The organism is Arthrobacter sp. 05N425 (assembly GCF_056397125.1).
This window is the reverse complement of sequence record NZ_JBFTMU010000003.1, coordinates 135,841-155,049: the sequence shown is the minus strand read 5'-3', so window position 1 is coordinate 155,049 and position 19,209 is coordinate 135,841. Positions and strand designations below refer to the sequence as shown.

Annotated in this window: 12 protein-coding genes; 5 read left to right on the top strand and 7 right to left on the bottom strand. The window is 68.6% G+C overall.

Annotation, left to right across the window (positions count from 1 at the left end):
* Positions 1 to 255 precede the first annotated feature (255 nt).
* Positions 256 to 4,293, top strand: a complete 4,038-nt coding sequence (locus AC1DGE_RS06275; protein ID WP_476908561.1) for an FtsK/SpoIIIE domain-containing protein — start codon at positions 256 to 258, stop codon at positions 4,291 to 4,293.
* Between the two features lie 26 nt (positions 4,294 to 4,319).
* Here the strand turns inward: AC1DGE_RS06275 and AC1DGE_RS06270 are convergent, their stop codons facing one another.
* Positions 4,320 to 4,802 carry a hypothetical protein gene (locus AC1DGE_RS06270; protein WP_476892248.1) on the bottom strand — a complete coding sequence of 161 codons (483 nt, stop codon included), beginning with the start codon at positions 4,800 to 4,802 and terminating at the stop codon, positions 4,320 to 4,322.
* Between the two features lie 239 nt (positions 4,803 to 5,041).
* On the opposite strand from AC1DGE_RS06270, the gene AC1DGE_RS06265 reads away from it, so the two are divergent.
* Complete coding sequence (locus AC1DGE_RS06265) at positions 5,042 to 5,290, top strand: WhiB family transcriptional regulator (protein WP_003804966.1); 249 nt, start codon at positions 5,042 to 5,044, stop codon at positions 5,288 to 5,290.
* 90 nt (positions 5,291 to 5,380) lie between these two features.
* On the opposite strand, the gene AC1DGE_RS06260 is transcribed toward AC1DGE_RS06265, so the two are convergent.
* The 4 genes from AC1DGE_RS06260 to AC1DGE_RS06245 are packed head-to-tail and all read right to left on the bottom strand — an operon-like array spanning position 5,381 to position 13,811.
* Positions 5,381 to 6,850, bottom strand: a complete 1,470-nt coding sequence (locus AC1DGE_RS06260) for a sensor histidine kinase (protein WP_441417267.1) — start codon at positions 6,848 to 6,850, stop codon at positions 5,381 to 5,383.
* A gap of 34 nt (positions 6,851 to 6,884) precedes the next feature.
* Positions 6,885 to 11,747: an NAD-glutamate dehydrogenase gene (locus AC1DGE_RS06255; RefSeq protein ID WP_476917096.1), complete on the bottom strand. Its 4,863-nt coding sequence runs from the start codon at positions 11,745 to 11,747 to the stop codon at positions 6,885 to 6,887.
* A 58-nt stretch (positions 11,748 to 11,805) separates the two neighbouring features.
* Entirely contained in the window at positions 11,806 to 13,170 is a 1,365-nt protein-coding gene (locus AC1DGE_RS06250; RefSeq protein ID WP_476917095.1) for a CpaE/TadZ family protein, read from the bottom strand.
* Positions 13,170 to 13,811 (bottom strand): CpaB family protein, encoded by a 642-nt coding sequence (locus AC1DGE_RS06245; protein WP_476892245.1) that lies wholly within the window; start codon positions 13,809 to 13,811, stop codon positions 13,170 to 13,172. Before AC1DGE_RS06245 ends, AC1DGE_RS06250 begins: the two co-directional genes overlap by 1 nt.
* Positions 13,812 to 13,964: 153 nt before the next feature.
* Here AC1DGE_RS06245 and AC1DGE_RS06240 point away from each other — a divergent pair, with 153 nt between their 5' ends.
* Positions 13,965 to 14,180: a helix-turn-helix domain-containing protein gene (locus AC1DGE_RS06240; protein WP_175321842.1), complete on the top strand. Its 216-nt coding sequence runs from the start codon at positions 13,965 to 13,967 to the stop codon at positions 14,178 to 14,180.
* A gap of 7 nt (positions 14,181 to 14,187) precedes the next feature.
* Here the strand turns inward: AC1DGE_RS06240 and AC1DGE_RS06235 are convergent, their stop codons facing one another.
* Positions 14,188 to 14,760, bottom strand: coding sequence for a hypothetical protein (locus AC1DGE_RS06235; protein WP_441417263.1), 573 nt, complete (start codon positions 14,758 to 14,760; stop codon positions 14,188 to 14,190).
* A gap of 197 nt (positions 14,761 to 14,957) precedes the next feature.
* Between AC1DGE_RS06235 and AC1DGE_RS06230 the strand changes: the two genes are divergently transcribed.
* Together AC1DGE_RS06230 and AC1DGE_RS06225 are read left to right on the top strand one after the other, a co-directional pair.
* The gene (locus AC1DGE_RS06230; RefSeq protein ID WP_476917094.1) at positions 14,958 to 15,794 is read left to right on the top strand and encodes a LysM peptidoglycan-binding domain-containing protein; all 837 of its coding nucleotides are present in this window, start codon (positions 14,958 to 14,960) and stop codon (positions 15,792 to 15,794) included.
* 44 nt (positions 15,795 to 15,838) lie between these two features.
* On the top strand, positions 15,839 to 16,324 hold the full coding sequence (locus AC1DGE_RS06225; protein WP_441417261.1) for an Rv3235 family protein: 486 nt from the start codon (positions 15,839 to 15,841) through the stop codon (positions 16,322 to 16,324).
* Between the two features lie 103 nt (positions 16,325 to 16,427).
* Here AC1DGE_RS06225 and secA read toward each other — a convergent pair whose 3' ends face one another.
* The gene (secA, locus tag AC1DGE_RS06220) at positions 16,428 to 19,166 is read right to left on the bottom strand and encodes a preprotein translocase subunit SecA (protein ID WP_441417260.1); all 2,739 of its coding nucleotides are present in this window, start codon (positions 19,164 to 19,166) and stop codon (positions 16,428 to 16,430) included.
* Positions 19,167 to 19,209 lie beyond the last annotated feature (43 nt).

Here is a 19,209-nt window from a genome sequence, read left to right as displayed (position 1 = left end):
GGGCAGCGCAACGTTGTGCATTGTCTGCTGCTCTAGACTACCGAGGCTTTTGCCGGAGCCACGAATCGCGGCGCCCGCCACGGTGTGCCGCCGGAGCTGTCCGGTCCCGAGCCGCACCTGGTTTCCCCCGGCGGGTCTTTTCCACATCGGACCCTTTTCCACATGGCCGGATTCGATGGCCTGCCGGCCCGGGGCCCTTCCCTAGCGTGGGTTTAGCGCGCGTCCCAGCGCCTGACCGCAGGAAGGAGGCTCCCGGTGTTGCTGCAGTGCACCCTGGTCCGTGGACCCGTCGCGGCACAGCCGGGGATGCCCGTGGAATTGTCCATCGAACTGCCGGCGGGCTGCCCCGGCGCGGAACTGGAGTCAGCGCTGGCCCGGAAGTACGGCACGGTCCGGCTGACGGTGGCCGGCTCTCCTCTCGATGCCCTGTCCGCCGGCAACGCCCCGCTGGTCAACGGCGCCGTCCTGATCGACGGCGCCGGTGCCGGTCCGGCCTCCGGCGGCGGATCCGTCTCCGGCGCGGCCTTGCTGCTGGCTGTGCTCAGCGGACCAGGCGCCGGGACGGTACTTCCGCTGCGCCGGGGCCGCTACCTCTTGGGCCGCGCCGGCACGGAACTCGTACTTCCCGGTCCCGAACTGTCCCGCGAACACGCCCGGCTGGAGGTTACCGATTCCGCGGTCACCCTGGTCGATCTGGGCAGCGCCAACGGAACCACCGTTGACGGCCGTCCGGTGAAGAGCGGCCGGGTCACGAGCGACTCCGTCATCGGCTGCGGCCAGTCCAGCCTGGGCCTGGTGTTCCGCGGCGGGCGCGCCGGGCGGTGCGGCGAGGGGGCCGGAGGGGCCGGGGCCGGAAGTGCCGAGGCCGGCACTGACACGACGGAAGCACTGCGGATCCCCAATCCGGGCTCCCCGGCCAACCGCGCCGTGCTTCTCCTCACCGCGGTCCTGCCCTTGGCCGTGGGCGCCGCACTGGCCGTCGCCACTGGCATGTGGATGTTCCTGGCATTTTCCGCGGTTTCCGGAGTGGCCGTGCTGGTACCGACGCTGTCCGGCCGAAGACGGCGCCGTGAGCTGAAGGCGGCCGTAGCGACCGCAGCGGACGCAGACCGCGATCGACGACGCCGGGCTGCGCCGTCTGCCGCCGCTCTGGTCACCGACGCCGGGCCGCCGGAGTCCAGCGGTGCAGCGGAGGTTGAACCCGGGCCCGTGTGGCTGCGGCTCGGGCTGGCCCCGGGGAAGGCGAGAATCCGGTTAGACCCGGACGATCCCGGGTTCAGCGCCCCGCCCGTGGGCCCCGTCCCCGTGTGCCTGGACCCCTCGGCCCCGACCGAACTCCGGGGCCCGGCAGACTCCCTCGCGGGGCTGATCCGCTTCCTGGTCATGCAGCTTGCGAGCTACCCCCGGGCAGGCCGAACCCGGGTGCTGCTGCATGGCCCGGCGGCGTCCCTGCCCCTGGCTGCCCGCTTCCTGGCGCGGGTTTCCCTGTCCGCCAGTGATTCAATGACCGCCGCGCACCTTGCCGCCGGCCCCGGCCCCGGCTGTGACCGCGGCGTGCTGATCATTGTCGCGGACACCGGAGGCGCCTCGGCACTCTGCGCTGCGGCAACTCCGAACGGCTGGCAAGTACTCTGCTGTTCCGCTGCTGCGCAGACCGGTGCCGGCCGCCAGTCAGTCGTGCTCGGCGAGCGCCGAGCCTTTCTCTTCTCTGGCACCGCGAAAACCGCCTTTGCCCCCGACCTCGTTCCGGAAGACGTCTTTGACCGCTTCTGCCGGAACCGGAGCCAGCATGAAACCGCCACAGACAGCGAAACTGGGCAGATCCCGGACGATTGCCGCCTGGCCGACTTCCTGCCGCTCTCGGCCGCAGATGTGAAACAGCGTTGGGAATCCGTGGGCCGGTCGCTGATGCGGGGGCTGTCCGTTCCTGTTGGCCGCGCGGCATCCGGGCCGCTCCACGTGGACCTGCAGGCGGACGGCCCCCACCTGCTCGTGGCAGGAACCACGGGCTCCGGAAAATCTGAGTTCCTGAGGACTCTGGTGGCCGGGCTGGCGGCCAGCTACCCGCCGGACCTGGTTAACCTGCTGTTTGTCGATTTCAAGGGCGGCTCCGGGCTAGGGCCGTTGACCGGGCTGCCGCATTGCGTCGGCATGCTGACCGATTTGTCGAGCCACGAAGTGGAGCGCACTCTCGCCTCGCTCCGCGCCGAGGTCCGCCACCGGGAGGAGTTGCTGGCCGCGGGCGGCGTGCCTGACCTCACCGCCTACCAGGCACACGCCCTCGATACCGCCCAGGCGCCAGCACTGCCGGCGCTGCCCCATCTGGTCCTGGTGATCGACGAATTCCGGATGCTGGTGGAGGAGGCGCCCGCCGCGCTAAGGGAGCTCATGCGGATCGCAACCATCGGACGCTCTTTGGGGATCCACCTCGTAATGGCCACGCAGCGGCCGCAGGGGGCGCTGAACGCGGACATCCGAGCCAACGTCACAAGCAGCATCGTCCTGAGGGTCCAGTCGGAGCTCGAGTCTTCCGACGTCATGAACTCGCGGCTCGCCGCCGCCATTCCGCTGGGGAGTCCGGGGCGCGCCTACCTCGTGCGCGGAAGCGGGAGACCCGAGGAATTCCAGACCGCCGCCCTGGCGGCCCCCTCGCCCCCTGCGGGCACCGTCGTGACGGTCACGGAAGCCGCGACCCTGCTGCAGCAGAGACCCGCTGGCCTCCAGCCCCGCACGGATCGGGCCGTTGCTCCCAACCCGCAGCACGACGTTTCTCGCCTGGTGCGCCTGACATCACGGCTGTGGGCGGAGCACGGCGGCGCGCTCCCCCGGCGCCCGATAGCGGAGCCGCTGGCGGGATCGCTACTGCTTCCCCGCCACGCGGCCGGCCCCGCCGCCGCGGGGCCCGCGCGCGGGCTGCTACTGGGGATGCTTGACGTGCCGGAAGAGCAGCGACTTCGTGAGCTCCGCTGGTGTCCGCTCGGCCATGGCCATCTGGCCCTCGTCGGCGGCGCCCGGAGCGGGACGCCGGCCGGGCCGGCAGGTGCCCTGAGTCTCACGGTGGACCGGCTGTTGGACAGCGCGGCCGAATCGCACCTGTATATCCTCGATGCGGATGGCTCCCTCCGCGGTGCAGCCGCCTCGCCCAGAGTCGGCGCGTGGACAGGCGCCCACGAGCTGCGTCGGGCTGTCCGGGTACTCGAACGGCTGGCCGAGGAGATCCGCAACAGGCTGGCCGCTCCCCGAACAGCGGACATCCCGGCGCTGGTTCTTGTACTGAACAACTGGGGGTCGTGGGTATCAGCATTCCGGGCCGGCCCTCTGGCCTGGGCCGAGGACATCGTCCACGACATCATCCGCGACGGCCCCGCGGCGGGCATTGCGGCCGTCGTATCCGGCGAGCGCGAACTCGTGGCCGCGCGGTTCTTCGCTGCGCTTCCCAACCGCATCTTCTTCCCCGCCGGGTCGACAGAGGAAACCCGGCACGGCTGGCCTCGACTGCCGGATATTCCGTCGATCCCCGGCAGGGTGGCCGTCGCCGGTCCCTTCGCCGAAGCCGCCCCGCACGCAGCCCAGCTCTACGGGCCGGCGGATGCAACATCCAGGCCGCGCACCACCGTGCCTCTAAGCGAGCGCCCTACAGCCCGGCCGTTCCGCGTCGAGCCGCTTCCGGCAAGAGTGACCGTCGCCGAGGTCCGGGCCCGGATCGGCCCGGAGTCTCCGCAGCAGGCACCGCCGGCAAAAGGCGTCCGGCTCTGGATCGGGGTGGGCGGGGACGAACTCGAACCGGTCGGTGTTCCGCTGCCACCGGCCAGCGTTCTTGCCGTCCTCGGCGGACCGGCTTCGGGGAAAACGTCCCTTGTCCGGGCGTTGCCGGATCTCAATCCCTTCGCGGACTGGCTGCCGCCCGCGGTGGGAAGCGATCCGGCCCGGCAGTGGTCCGCCGTCCTGGAGCGGGCGCGCACCGGACAGCTCGACCACGCGGCCATCGTGGTGGTTGATGACGCGGATCTCCTGGGCCTGGACGCCAACCTGCGGCTGTCGGAGCTCAACTCCTTGGGCTGGACGGTCGTGCTGACCGCGGGCTACAGTCCCGCGATCCAGCAGCGCGTGCCGCTAACGCTCCAGGCCCGCGGCCAGGGCAGCGGGATCCTGATCGGTCCCCGGAAACTGATGGACGGCGACCTTCTCGGTGTCCGGTTCGAACCGGAGCCCAGCCCGCCGCCCGGCCGCGCCCTTGTCGTGGTGAATGGCCGGACCTCGGCCGTGCAGCTGGCGGTCGCGGAACCGCCGTAGGCCGGACTTGCGTCTGTCCCGCGCGCCTACAGGGCCCGGCTTGAACCGCCCGGCCGGGACGCGAACGCAATGACCCGCTTGTCGAACAGCAGCACGATGGCCAGGGCCGCCGGCAGCAGCATGGCGAGTCCGGCCAGGGGGTAACCGCCGGTGAGGGTCGGGAAGCCGATGGTGAGCATGAACAGCTGGGCCACCAGCGCTCCGGCCCTGGGCCAGCGGTACCCGCGGAAGAGGAAATGGCTCACGGCAAAAAGCCATGCCGAGAACGCCAGCAGCAGACCGAGGGTGAAGACCGCGCCCCAGAAGGACAGGACGGGTGCACCGGTCAGCAGCTGGAATCCGTACCACCCTGCGGCCACCAGCAGCGCCGCGGCCTCCAGGGCTGTGACGACCGATACGACGGTGATTCCGGCAGGTCTGGCGGCGGGAGCCGGCACCGGGCCGCCTGCCTCTGGACCGCCGGGCTGCGGGTCAGCGGGATCTGCGGGGTTCACTGGGGGTCTTGACACACTGGCACCCTACCGGACATAGTCGAACAGAATTGGGGGTTCCGCCAGGCAATGTGACGCATCGCTCACGATTTGGCGGCATTTGTTCGGCAAATACCCCTTGTTTACACAGCGTTAACATGACACGCTTAATCCAGATGACCGAGGGGGCCCACAGGGCCCCTTTCTTATGAAGCCTCTAGTGAATAATTTCACAAGAGGCATTTAACGAATTCCCAGGAATGGAGTTACTGATCAGCATGGATTGGCGTAACCGCGCAGCGTGCCTTGACAAGGACCCGGAGCTGTTCTTCCCCGTCGGAAACACCGGCCCCGCCCTCCTGCAGATCGAGGAAGCAAAAAGCGTCTGCCGGCGCTGCCCCGTTGTGGACACTTGCCTCCAGTGGGCACTCGAATCGGGCCAGGACGCGGGCGTCTGGGGCGGCATGAGCGAAGACGAACGCCGCGCCCTGAAGCGCCGCGCGGCCCGCGCCCGCCGCGCCTCCTGATTTTCAGCCTTCGGGCGACCCAATCAGCAGTGGCCCCGGACCGACTGGTCCGAGGCCACTGCTTGTTTAAACGCCGCGTCGTGGCTGCCTTTAGCGTGTGGCGAGGCTCAAGACCACCTGCACTGCGGTTCCGCCGCCCTCCCGCGGCTTCCATTGGATGCTGCCGCCGAGCTCGCTCGTCACGAGGGTGCGCACAATCTGCAGCCCCAGGCCTTCGGTGTAGGAGCCGGCCGGCAGCCCGACGCCGTCGTCCGCCACCGTCACTGTGAGCAGTTCGTCACCGTCCTCGCTCTCGGAGCGGTCGGCGATCAGCCAGACCGTCCCGGCCCTGCCCTCGAGCCCGTGCTCGACGGCGTTGGTCACGAGTTCGTTGATGACGAGGGCCAGCGGCGTTGCGAAGTCGCTCGGCAGCTCCCCGAATAGCCCGGAACGCTGGGTCTTCACTTGCTGCGAGGGCGAGGCAACCTCGGCTGACAGGCGGAACTGGCGCCCGATCAGCTCATCGAAGTCGACGCTCTGGGTCAGGCCCTGCGACAGCGTTTCGTGGACCAGGGCGATGGTCGCGACCCGCCGCATCGCCTGTTCGAGTCCCTGTTTGGCCTCGTCGCTGACCATCCGGCGCGACTGCATGCGCAGCAGCGCCGCCACGGTCTGCAGGTTGTTCTTGACCCGGTGGTGGATCTCGCGGATGGTGGCGTCCTTCGTGACGAGTTCCATTTCCCGCCGGCGCAGCTCCGAGACATCGCGGCAGAGCACCAGCGCCCCGAAGCGCTGCTGTTCGTCCCGCAGCGGGATGGCCCGGAGCGAAAGGCTGACGCCGCGGGACTCGATCTCGCTGCGCCACGGCATTCGCCCAGTCACCACCAGCGGCAGGGTCTCGTCGACCATGCGGCGGTCCCGCAGCAGCCCTGCCGTGACTTCGGCCAGTGACCGGCCCTCCAGCGATTCGCCGTCGCCGAGCCGACGGAAGGCGGAGACGCCGTTGGGGCTCGCGTACTGCACGATCCCCTCGGCGTCGAGCCGGATTAGGCCGTCGCCGACGCGCGGGGCGCCGCGGCGCGATCCGGTGGGCGAGGCAAAGTCCGGCCAGAGTCCCAGGGTGCCCATCCGCAGCAGGTCGTAGGCGCACTGCCGGTAGGTCAGTTCCAGCCGCGACGGCATCCGGGAGCTGGAGAGGTCCATATGCGAGGTCACGATCGCGAGCGTCCGGCCGTTGCGGACCATCGGCACGGCCTCGACCCGCATTGCCATGTCGCTGCTCCAGTTGGTCTCGTTGGAGCGTTCGATGGTGCGGCTTTCCCAGGCTTTGTCCACAAGCCGTTTCAGGTCCGAACGGATCCCCTCCCCCACGAAGTCGGCGTGGAACACCGTATGCGTGGTGGAGGGGCGCACGTGGGCCAGCGCCACGTAGCCAAGTTCGGGGTGCGGGAACCACAAGGCGAGGTCGGCGAAGGCAAGGTCGGCGACCATCTGCCAGTCCCCCACGAGCAGATGCAGCCACTCGGCATCCCCCGGCCCGAAATCAGCATGCTCCCTGATAGGGTCCGTAAAGATTGCCACAGCACCTCCATTTGCGACGCGGGGCCGGCAGACCCTAGCGTCGGACGATTGACCTCAAGAGCCTCAATGCTACCGAGAGCGAGGCCATGTCATCGGCCTCGAGGGCGTTCACCTCGTCGAACATGCTCTTCGCCCGCCCAAGCTGCTCCACATTCTGGCTTTCCCAGGCCACCAGCCGCTCTTCCGCCGGCATATCCGCCGACGTCGCCTCCAGGACCGCCGTCGTCATATCCGAGACGGTCGAGTAGAGGTCGTCGCGGAGGGCCGCACGGGCCAGGGCCTGCCAGCGGTCCTTCCTCGGCAGCTTGGTGATGCGCTCGAGCAGCGAATCGGCGTGGAACCGGTTGAAGACCGTGTAGTAGACGTGCGCGATGTTCTCCACCGGCTCCGGGCTGACGTGCACAATCTTGGCGATGTCCAGCAGCACGAAGCTTTCGAACAGCTCCGCCCAGCGGTGCGCCAGATCCTCGGGAAGCTCCCAGCTGCGGGCCTTTTCGAGCCACTGCGACACCCGCTCGCGGTCATCGCCGCGCAGGTAGTCCAGCAGCCGGGCCCGCATCGGATCCATCAGCGGCTTGAACTCCGCCACAATCTCCGCGATCGGCCGCGCGGCGTTGCCCTGGCTCAGCACCCAGCGGACGGCACGGTCCAGGAGCCGGCGGATGTCCAGGTGGACGGTGCTCCAGTGCTCGGTCGGGAACGACGCCGGCAGCTCGTTGAGTTCGGCCACCATGATGTCCAGCTCGTAGACCTCGCGGAGTGCGACGAACGCCTTGGCGATGGCCGACTGGGTGGCTGAGGTCTCCTCCATGGCGCGGAACGCGAACGTGATGCCGCCCAGGTTGATCATGTCGTTCGCGACGACGGTCGCGATGATTTCCCGGCGCAGCGGGTGGGTATCGAGTTCGGCGTCGAACCGTTCCCGCAGCTGCTTCGGGAAGTAGGCGCGGAGCGTCTCGCGGAACCACGGGTCTTGCGCGAGGTCGCTGTCGCGCAGCGCCGTCGCGAGTTCGATCTTGGCGTAGGCGGCCAGCACGGAGAGTTCCGGGGAGGTCAGTCCCTGGCCCTGTTCGAGCCGCTCACGCAGCGTCTCGGTGGTCGGCAGCGCTTCGAGTTCACGCTTGAGGTCGGCCGATTTCTCCAGCCAGTCCATCAGCCGCTCGTAGCTGGGGCTCCACTCGGCGACCCGCATGCGGTCGTTGAGCAGCAGGATGTTCTGGTCGATGTTGTCCTCGAGCACCAGGCGGCCGACTTCGTCGGTCATCGAGGCGAGGAACTCCGCACGTTCGGCCGGATCCAGCTTGCCGGCGGCCACCATACGGTCCACGAAGATCTTGATATTGACCTCGTGGTCCGAGCAGTCCACGCCGGCCGAGTTGTCGATGGCGTCCGTGTTGAGGATGACGCCCTGCAGTGCGGCCTCGATCCGGCCGCGCTGGGTCATGCCCAGGTTGCCGCCTTCACCGACCACCTTCACCCGCAGTTCGCGGCCATCGACGCGGATGGCGTCATTGGCCTTGTCGCCGACCTCGGCGTTGGTCTCGGTGCTCGCCTTGACGTAGGTCCCGATGCCGCCGTTGTAGAGCAGGTCGGCCGGGGCCAGCAGGATCGCCCGGAGCAGTTCCGGCGGGCTGAGCCGGGTGGTGCCTTCCGGCAGCCCCAGCGCGGCCCGGACCTGCTCGGAGACGGGAATCGACTTAGCCTGGCGGGCGAACACGCCGCCGCCTTCGCTGATCAGGGACTTGTCATAGTCGTCCCAGGAGGAGCGGGGCAACTCGAAGAGCCGCTGCCGCTCCGTAAAGGAGGCTGCCTCGTCCGGGTTCGGGTCCAGGAAGATGTGCCGGTGGTCGAACGCGGCGAGCAGCCGGATGTGCCGCGAGAGCAACATGCCGTTGCCGAAAACGTCGCCGGACATGTCGCCGACGCCGACGACCGTGAACGGCTCTGCCTGCGTGTCCAGGTCCAGCTCGCTGAAGTGCCGCTTGACCGATTCCCAGGCGCCGCGGGCGGTGATGCCCATGGCCTTGTGGTCGTAGCCGACGGAGCCGCCGGAAGCGAAGGCGTCGCCGAGCCAGAAGCCGTATTCGGCGGAAAGGCTGTTGGCGATGTCGGAGAACGAGGCGGTGCCCTTGTCGGCCGCGACCACGAGGTAGGAATCGTCGCCGTCGTGCCGCACGACGTCGGCCGGGGGCACCAGCCTCTCGCCCTCCGGGGTGGTGACCAGGTTGTCGGTCAGGTCCAGCAGCCCGCGGATGAAGGTCTTGTAGCTTTCGATGCCCTCGGCCATCCAGGCGCTGCGGTCCGCCGCGGGGTCCGGAAGCTGCTTGGCGTAGAAGCCGCCCTTCGCGCCGGTCGGAACGATCACGGCGTTCTTGACGGTTTGTGCCTTCACCAGGCCCAGGATTTCGGTGCGGAAGTCTTCCCGGCGGTCCGACCAGCGGAGTCCGCCGCGCGCCACCTTGCCGAAGCGCAGGTGCACGCCTTCGACCCGGGGCGAGTAGACCCAGATCTCGAACATCGGCCGCGGGAACGGCAGGCCGTCAATGCCGGAGGGGTCCAGCTTGAAGCTGACGTGCGTCTTGTTCTGGTAGAAGTTGGTCCGGAGCGTGGCCTGGATCAGGTTCTTGAAGGTGCGCAGCACCCGGTCGGCGTCGAGCGTGGCCACCTGCTCGATGGCCGTGTCGAGCCCGGCGCGGACCTGGTCCTGGCGCTGTTCGCGTTCGCCGTCGGGCAGCGCGGGGTCGAAGCGCGCGGCGAAGAGCGCGTTCAGGCCCCGGGCCACGTCCGGGTTGGCCAGCAGCGTGTCGGCCATGAATTCGAAGGAGTTGGTGTTGCCCATCTGCCGCATGTACTTGGCGTAGGCGCGCAGCACGATGACCTGGCGCCAGTGCATGCCTTCGCGCAGCACCAGGCGGTCGAAACTGTCCGATTCCACCACGCCGGACACTGCCGCGCCGAAGGACTCGCCCAGCAAGGCTCCGGTGCGCTCCGGGTCCACCCCGGCCGGGTATTTCAGGCCAAGGTCGTAGAGGAAGAAGTCGCGGTGGTCGGCCGTTTCGATCTCAAAGGGGCGTTCGTCCAGGACCTCAAGGCCGAGGTTGTGAAAGTAAGGCAGGATCTGGCTCAGGCTCTTGGGCTCGAGCATGTACAGCTTGACGCGGGCGTCCTCCTCGAGGGTGGCGCCGGCACCGTGCGGAAGGTACACGTGCACGCCCGGCCGCTCCCCGCCCGGCTCGCCGGTGCGCTCGGCGGCGCCGTACTTCTCGAAGCGGGCGATGTCCTCGAGCGCGTCCTCGACTTCGTAGTCGACGCGGTAGCTGGCCGGGAACGCCTCGGCCCAGACGGCGGCGAGTTCCTTGGCTCCGTTCTCGCCGTCGGCGCCGGCCCTGGCGCGCAGGACCTCGGTGATGCCTTCGCTCCAGGACCGGGCGGCGCGGACCAGGCGCTTTTCCAGTTCGTCGCTGTTGACGTGGCTGACGTCCGCATCCTTGGGCAGCCGGATCCGGAAGAACAACCGGGCCAGGGCGGATTCGGTCATCCGCGCCTCATAGTCGATCGACACGGCGTCGAACGTCTCCCGCAGTTCCTTCTCGATGCGCAGCCGGACGTTGGTGGTGTACCGGTCCCGGGGCAGGTAGACGAGGGCAGACATGAACCGGCCGTAGATGTCCGGGCGCAGGAACAGCCGGGTCCGGCGGCGTTCCTGCAGGCGCTGGATGCCGGTGGTGATGGCGGCGAGGTCCGGGATTTCGATCTGGAAGAGCTCATCGCGCGGATAGGTCTCAAGGATGCCGAGCAGGTCCTTGCCCGAGTGGGAGTCCGGCGGGAAGCCGGCGTCGCGCAGCACGGCGTCGACCTTTTCACGGACGACCGGGATATCCCGGACGGAACCGGCGTAGGCGGTCGTGGCGAACAGGCCGATGAAACGCCGTTCGCCGTTGACGTTGCCGGCGGCGTCAAAGCTCTTCACGCCGATGTAATCGAGGTACGCCGAGCGGTGAACGGTGGAGCGGGAGTTGGCCTTGGTGATTACCAGTGCCCTCTTCTCGCGCGCCTTCTTCCGGCCGGTTTCGGTCAGGTGCTGGATCTGGTGGCGGGTGTCGGCGCCGTTGCGCAACAGGCCGAGCCCGCTGTCCTCCCGCAGTTCCAGCACATCCTCGCCGGATTCATTCTTCAGGTCGTATTCGCGGTAGCCGAGGAAGGTGAAGTTGCCGTCGTCCAGCCAACGGAGCAGTTCCTGGGCCTGGCGCAGTTCGGCGATCTGCGCAGCCTGCGCCACCTTGTCGAGGTCATCGGAAATCTCGTGCGCCTTGTTGCGCATCTTCGGCCAGTCTTCGACCGCCGCACGGACGTCGCCGAGCACCCGGGAGAGGCCCTCGATCAGCTGCTCCCGCTTGGCGTCGTCGACCCGTTCGATTTCGACGGCGATCCAGGACTCCATGTGCGAGGCGTTGTCCCCCTGGGCGATCAGGTGGGACAGGTTGGGCATCGCCGCTGTGTCGCCGCTGGAGATGCCCAGGTGCGAGGGGACCCGGGCCACCTTGACCAGCCGGCCGGTCTCGCGGTTGCGGGTGACGACGAAAAGCGGGTGGATTACGAGGTGGATTGGGGACTTCTGCCGGACCAGCTCGGTGTTGACGGAGTCCACGAGGAATGGCATGTCGTCGGTGACGATGTAGACGACGCTGGACTCAGCCTCGTCGGAGATCGAAATGTTCGCCACGCCGGGCTGCCGGGTGGCGGCCACCTGCAGGTGCGTTTGTGACCGTGCGGTCAGGACGTCATCGCCGTAGGCGCGGGCATCCTCCTCGGCGAGATGTTCGTAGTAGTCCCCGAAGTACCCTTCGCTGGCACCGATCGAAACGGGTTGATCCTCCACGCTGGACCCAGACGACATCGACAAACGCCTCCATCAAAAAGTTCACGGCCGCACCGTTGCAGCCCTCATGGCGAGCCTAGTCTTTTAGCCGGGGCTTTGCTGTGGAAGAAAGGACAGAGGATTTACGATTTTGCTGGGCAGGTGCACAAACCAAGCTCCGGATGGCCCGGCGGAGGGTGGAATCCGGCGCGCTCTCGAGCAGCAACGAGCCAGCCAGCAGGGCGGCGTCACAGGCCGCCGGATCCGCCGGGAGGAAGGCTTCCAGCGGTACGGTCGGGCCGTAGCGCGCCCAAGCCTCACGAAGCTGGCGTTCCGGGGAACGGCCGACGGCGGAGGCGCGCACCTTGTTCAGGACCACGCGGGGACGCGCCTGCGGGACGGCGGCGTCCAGCTCGGCCAGTCCGCGCACCAGCCGTGGCACTCCGACCGGGTCGGCGGCGCCGATGGCATAGACGGTGTCGGCCATTTCGAGGCTTCGCAGGGTGGCCGCGTTCCGGCGCGGCGCCATCGAGTCAAAGCTGAGTTCCTCGTCCGCCTCCAGGCAGAAGCCGGCGTCGATCACCGTGACCTCGGCGATCTCCCGGGCCCGCTCGTAGACCAGCGCGAGTGCCGCCGCCCGAAGTTCGGTCCAGCGGTCGGCCCGGGTAATGCCGGTCAGCACCCGGAACGTTCCGGCGCGGGTGGATACCGGGACGGCGATCCGGCGCAACGCTTCGCCGTCGAGCTGGCCCTGGTCGGCCAGCCGGCAGGCCTGCGCAAGTCCGGCCGCCTCGTCCAGCAGCCCCAACACCGCCGCGACGCTGGCGCCATAGCTGTCGGCGTCGACCAGCAGGACGGACTTTCCCTCCGCTGCCAGTTCGCCGGCCATATTGGCGGCCATCAGGGTCCGTCCGGGCGATCCGGCGGGACCCCAGACGGCGATAATTCTCCCCGTTCCCGTTGCAGTTCCCGCTTCCCCGGCGCCGGGCCCGGGCCCGGGGCCAGCCCGCTCCGCCCCGGCCCCGCCGTCCAGAGTGCGGTCCGGGCCCGCCGGCGTGTGAAGGGCCGCGGAAGGGTCGGCCAAGCCGCTTGCCGGCGGACCGGGCCGCGCGCCGGCAAGTTCCGCCACCGCGCCCGCGATCAGGGCGGCGAGCGCGGCTGCTTCCACTCCGGAAACCTCCGGGGTAACGCCGATCCCCCGAAGCCTGGCCGATTCCTCCGGGCTGTCGGTCAGCGCCACCACGGCGACTCCCACGGCGGACAGGCGGTCGACCAGCGAGGCGGTAAGCTCGCCGGTCCCCTCGGCGACGACGGCGGCCCGCGCCAGGCCGGTCTGGCAGGCGGCCAGCAGTTCGGCGAGCTCACTGCAGCGCCGGACGACGGACACCGGGCCATGGAGCCGCTCCAGCCCGCCGACCAGGTCGTCCCGGGTCCGGCCCACCGTCACCACCGGAATGCCCATCAGGGCGCGCCTCCAGGATTCCAGACCACGGAGATCTTTGCCTTGTTGGCCTGTGCCCCCAGCAGTTTGGGCATCTGCCCGTCCGACACGAGGACCATCACCACAGTGGACCGCTGTGAGCCCAGGGCGGTGCTTCCCGGGGTGAGCTGCGCAATCTCGGCCCCCGGCAGCAGCAGCGTCGGCTCGCTGAAACCGTTGCGGGTATCCGGCAGCGCCACCCAGACATCCACGCGGGAGCCCGCCACCGCCTGCGGCGGCAGCGCCTCTTCAACGGAGATGGCGACCGGCTTGCGGTCCAGGGCGTCCAGCCTGCCGAAGCTTTCGCGCGGCAGGAGCTGGTCCTTGCCGATGCGCTGGAGGGCGACCAGGCCGCCGTCCATGCCGGACTCCGGAGTGAGGTACTGCGGCTCGACGTCGCCCAGCCGGACCTTGACGCGGTGCAGCTTGTCCGGAGAGACCTTCTCCCCGACCGCAATCGGCTCGCTGGCGGCGTAGGCCTCGGTGGTCTGGTCCGCTGCCGCCACGAGTGACACAACGCCGACTACGGAGGCCAGCACCAGCAGGATGCCCACGAGGAGCCGCGGGTCCTTCCACGAGGGCCGCTTTAACCGGGCGCCGCCGGCTACCGTGCTCACACTCATGCGTCCTGCTCCCCCTGTAGTCGCAGCCCGGGCCGCGGGCTCCGGACACCCCTATTCTCACGAATTGGCGGCCCTGCGGGAAGACACCTAAGCAAACAGCAGCAAATTGTGGATAACGCCCCCAAACGCCAGCACCGGTGGCAAAATGGTGCCATGCCCCGATTCCTGACGCTCGCAGATGTTGCCGAGCAGCTCCAGATCAACTCCCCCGCCGCCTACGCGCTGGTTCGCAGCGGCCAGCTCAAGGCCATCCAGGTGGGCGGACGGGGCCAGTGGCGGGTCGAAGAAACCATGCTCGAGCAGTACATCCAGGAGCGCTACGCGGAGGCAAGCCGCATGATCGAGGAGGCCAAGGCCAAGGGCCACTGAGCCGCCCCTAGCTGTCGGCGCCCCGGACCGACCTGATCCCTGCGAGGGCGCCAAAGGGAACCGTGGCCACGCCGCTGACATTCGCAGGCCGACGCTCCTCCCCGACAGGGGTGAGCGCGAGGTCAAGGAAGTCGCGGCCGACCCTGTCGATGACGCCGTGCAGGACGGACTCGCCTGCCGCCCCTCGAGACACGACCACGGCGAGGTTGGCGCGGTCCCGTGCCAGTCCCCGCAGGGCACTGGCCAGCCCGAGCCGGTGCCGGGCACCGTTGCCTGCGACCACCGCCAGCCGGGAGAGGCCGGCGTAGCGCACCGCCGACGCGTAGGGAATCAGGACCTGGTGCCGCTCCTCGTCGAGCACCAGCCACTGGCTGCCCACGTGGCTGAGCGTGCCCTCGTACAAAGTTCCGGAGCCAAGGTGGACGCCGATCCGCAGGCCCAGCGAGCCCCGCAACCGGTCCGCCAGCTCGACGGCGGCCGCATCCACCCGCGCCCGCTCACCAATTTCGGCGTCCAGGTCCAGGCGTTCGCCGGCAGCCAGTTGCGCCTCCAAGTCTGCAAACAGGGCGTCCCAACGCATGGCGCCAGCGTAGGCGCACCCCCAACGGCGGTCAATCCACATTCTTTGCGCACCCTATAGACAAACAGCTTCTTTAGGCATCAAACTCACTCCAAGAGCATCAAATCACATCAAACAGCTACAGAAGCCCTCCCGGACGCATTCAGCGAACCGGCCAAGCGGGCAGGACAGCGGCTCGGCCCGCAGAGGAGGCGGTTGTGGACCCAAGAAATTTTTCCGGCGCGGGCCGCCGGCGCGGGCTGGGCGYGGACGCGGCCATGGCCCTCGTCATCCTCCTGCTTGGGGCCTTCCTCGCCGGCTCGGGAGCCCGGCTCGCCCAGCGCCTGCATTCATCGGCGGCGAGGCGTCAATCCCCCTCCTTCGAGGACCAGATCGGGGTTGCCGCCAACACCGCCGGGCTGATCGTCGTCGTCTGGTGGGCGTTGTCCTTCCTGATCGCCTTCGTGGCGGCGCTCCTCGAACGCGAGGGCAGCCGCCGTTCCGCCGAAGCGGCGGGGAAGTTCAGTCCCGCCTTCATGCGCCGGCTGGCGCTGGCCGCCCTCGGGCTCCAACTCGCCACCGCCCCGCTGGCCCACGCAAACCCTGCCCCGGCCGGCCCGGAGACGACCGCCCCTCCCGCCGTTTCCGCCGCATGGATCCCCAGCGGGGCCGAGCTGGCCGCTTTCGCGTCCGGATCCGCCGCTCCCCCTCCGGCCCGTTCTCCTGCGCCGGAGCCTGAGCCTCCTGTCCCCTCCGCTATGCCCCGGAGCCTCGGCCTGGATCCTCACTGGATGCCGGCGCCGCCGCCGGTGGATCCCCGGTCCTTGGCGCCCTCCCCGCGGCGCGCCCCGGAGCCGGCGGGCACGGCGGCGGTCACCGTCCGGGCCGGAGACTCGTTGTGGAGCATCTGCGCGGCGGACCTCGGACCGCTGGCGTCCGACGTCGACATCGCCCTGGCGTGGCCGCGGCTCTACCAGGCCAACCGCGATGTCATCGGCAGCGACCCCGGGCTGCTGCTTCCCGGTCAGGTCCTTCGGATGCCGCCCGCACGCTAAACCAAGCCAATCCGCAATCCCTCCACGACAGCAAAGGAAGTCCCATGAGTCCCATGACCGGTAACCGCGCAGGCACCGCTGTCCCCCTCCCGGTGGCGCCGCCGGGTCCCCGCCCCGTCCCGCTGCATGCTCCCCGCCCGCCTGTGCCAGCCGGTACGGCACCGGTCCTGCGGCTGGTGGACCAGGACCGGGAGGTGTGTGCGATTTGCCGCTCGACCGTGCAGGCCGCCATCGAGGTCCTTGCCGGTACCCGCCCCGCACAGCAGCTGGCCCGCCGGCTCGACGAGCGCTGCCTGGCGGCGCTGCAGCACCGGGCCGCGCTGACCCGCCGCGTGGCTTCGGGCACCTCGCCGACGGCGGGCCGGCTGCACCGGAATCCGTCCGTCCGCTCGGTCCGAGCCTGCCGGGTGTCCGAGGACGTCTATGAGGCCAGCGCCGTCGTGTCCGACGAACTGCGCGTCCGCGCCGTCGCCCTGCGGTTGGAGCGCAGCAGGCTGGTCTGGCGGGTCACCGTTCTGGAGATCGGCTGAGGATCCGCGCCAGGACCCAGGGAAAGGAGGTCAACTTAAATGAAGCAGGGCCGGAACTGTCGTTCCGGCCCTGCTTGTGCGCTCTAGTCCTTGCGGCTGAGGCCTAGCGGCGCTTCTTCTTGCTGGCGCGCCGCGGCGACTCCTGGGCCGCGGCCTTCGCCGGGTTGCCGGAACGGCCGGAGGACTTCGCCTCGACCCGGGTCTGGGCCGCGCCGTCCTCGCCCGGCGCCGTGTACTGCAACTGGGCCGGCTTCTCCGGCGCTTCCAGGCCGGCAGCGTGGATCTGCGGCTCGTGGTGCTCCGTGTGCTGGCCCGCGGCGTCGGCCACCACGACGTCCTCCGCCGGGGTCACCTCGACCTCCAGGTTGAACAGGAAGCCGACGCTCTCCTCGCGGATGGCCTCCATCATTGCCTGGAACATGATGAAGCCCTCGCGCTGGTACTCGACCAGCGGATCGCGCTGGGCCATCGCCCGCAGGCCGATGCCTTCCTTGAGGTAATCCATCTCGTACAGGTGTTCCTGCCACTTGCGGCCGATCACGGAGAGCACCACGCGGCGCTCCAGCTCACGCATGCTTTCCGAACCGATCAGCTCTTCGCGGGCCTGGTAAACCAGACGCGCATCGGAGAGGATCTCTTCCTTCAGGAACTCCACCGTAATCCGCGACTTGCCGCCGGCCTCGTCAATCACGTCCCGCGGCGAGAAGCTGACCGGGTACAGGGTCTTCAGGTTGGACCAGAGCAGGTTGAAGTCCCAGTCGTCGCCGGTACCTTCGGCGGTTGCTTCATCGATGAACGCGGTGATCGTGTCCTCGAGGAAGTACTGGACCTTTTCGTGCAGGTCATCGCCTTCCAGGATGCGACGGCGGTCGCCGTAGATTGCCTCGCGCTGGCGGTTCAGGACGTCGTCGTACTTCAGGACGTTCTTGCGCTGTTCGGCGTTGCGGCCTTCCACCTGGCCCTGGGCCGAGGCGATGGCACGCGAGACGAGCTTCGATTCGAGGGCAACGTCGTCCGGCACCGAGCTGTTCATCAGTCGTTCGGCCGCGCCGGAGTTGAACAGCCGCATCAGGTCATCGGTCAGCGACAGGTAGAACCGGGACTCGCCGGGGTCGCCCTGGCGCCCGGACCGGCCGCGCAGCTGGTTGTCGATCCGGCGGGACTCGTGCCGCTCGGTGCCGAGCACGTAGAGTCCGCCGAGGTTGAGGACTTCCTCGTGCTCGTCCTTGACCGACTGCTTGGCGGCCTCGAACGCGGCGGGCCAGGCGGCCTCGTATTCCTCGGAGTTCTCTTCCGGATCGAGCCCGCGCTGGGCGAGTTCGGCGACGGCGGTGAACTCGGCGTTGCCGCCGAGCATGATGTCGGTACCACGTCCGGCCATGTTGGTCGCGACCGTCACGGCGCCCTTGCGGCCGGCCTGCGCCACGATGGACGCTTCCCGGGCGTGGTTCTTGGCGTTCAGGACCTCATGGCGGATGCCTTCCTTGGCCAGCAGCCGGGAGAGGTATTCGCTCTTTTCGACGCTGGTCGTGCCGACCAGGACCGGCTGGCCCTTTTCGTGCCGCTCGGCGATGTCCTTGACCACGGCGTCGAACTTCACGGTCTCGTTCTTGTAGACGAGGTCCGGCTGGTCGATGCGCTGCATGTCCCGGTTGGTGGGGATCGCGACAACGCCGAGCTTGTAGGTGCTCATGAACTCGGCGGCTTCGGTTTCGGCTGTACCCGTCATGCCCGCGAGCTTGTCGTACATGCGGAAGTAGTTCTGCAGCGTGACCGTTGCGAGGGTCTGGTTTTCGGCCTTGATCTCGACGCCTTCTTTGGCTTCGATCGCCTGGTGCATGCCCTCGTTGTAGCGCCGGCCGGCGAGGATGCGGCCGGTGTGCTCGTCCACGATCAGCACTTCGCCGTCGAGGATGACGTAGTCCTTGTCCCGCTTGAACAGTTCCTTCGCCTTGATGGCGTTGTTCAGGAAACCGATCAGCGGGGTGTTCGCGGACTCGTAGAGGTTGTGGATGCCGAGGTAATCCTCGACCTTCTCGATACCGGCCTCGAGGACGCCGACGGTGCGCTTCTTCTCATCGACCTCGTAGTCGGTCTCGGGCTGGAGGCGCAGTACCACCTTGGCGAACTCGCTGTACCAGCGATTGGTGTCGCCCTGGGCCGGTCCGGAAATGATGAGCGGGGTGCGGGCCTCATCGATGAGGATGGAGTCCACTTCGTCGACGATGGCGAAGTTGTGGCCGCGCTGGACCAGTTCGGACTTGTCCCACGCCATGTTGTCGCGCAGGTAGTCGAAGCCGAATTCGTTGTTGGTGCCGTAGGTGATGTCCGAGGCGTACTGCTCGCGGCGGACGGCGGGGTCCTGGTTGGAGAGGATGCAGCCGCTGCTCAGGCCGAGGAAGCGGTACACGCGGCCCATCAGGTCCGACTGGTACTCGGCGAGGTAGTCGTTGACGGTGATGACGTGGACACCCTTGCCGGTGAGGGCATTGAGGTAGGCCGGAGCGGTGGCCACCAGGGTCTTGCCTTCACCGGTCTTCATTTCGGCGATGTTGCCCAGGTGCAGGGCGGCGCCGCCCATCAGCTGGACGTCGAAGTGGCGCATCCCCAGGGTCCGCGAGGATGCCTCGCGGACGGCGGCGAAGGCCTCCGGCAGCAGGTCGTCGAGCTTCTCCCCGTCGCCGTGGCGGGCGCGGAGACGGTCGGTCTCTTCGCGCAGTTCGGCGTCGGTGAAGGTCTTGAAGGAGCTTTCCAGGGCGTTAATGGAATCGGCATAGTTCCGCAGTTGCCGCAGGGTCTTTTTGTCACCCGTGCGGAGAAGTTTTTCGATTAGTGATGCCACGTGAAATTGCTCCCAGTCTCAAGCTGCCGAATTCCGGCGTGTT

Coding starts and splice junctions, on each gene's coding strand:
- AC1DGE_RS06235 (WP_441417263.1), bottom strand. CDS start 14,760: ATGCGTTGGGACGCCCTGTTTGCAGACTTGGAGGCGCAACTGGCTGCC.
- AC1DGE_RS06265 (WP_003804966.1), top strand. CDS start 5,042: ATGGATTGGCGTAACCGCGCAGCGTGCCTTGACAAGGACCCGGAGCTG.
- AC1DGE_RS06255 (WP_476917096.1), bottom strand. CDS start 11,747: ATGTCGTCTGGGTCCAGCGTGGAGGATCAACCCGTTTCGATCGGTGCC.
- AC1DGE_RS06245 (WP_476892245.1), bottom strand. CDS start 13,811: ATGAGTGTGAGCACGGTAGCCGGCGGCGCCCGGTTAAAGCGGCCCTCG.
- AC1DGE_RS06240 (WP_175321842.1), top strand. CDS start 13,965: ATGCCCCGATTCCTGACGCTCGCAGATGTTGCCGAGCAGCTCCAGATC.
- AC1DGE_RS06225 (WP_441417261.1), top strand. CDS start 15,839: ATGAGTCCCATGACCGGTAACCGCGCAGGCACCGCTGTCCCCCTCCCG.
- AC1DGE_RS06250 (WP_476917095.1), bottom strand. CDS start 13,170: ATGGGCATTCCGGTGGTGACGGTGGGCCGGACCCGGGACGACCTGGTC.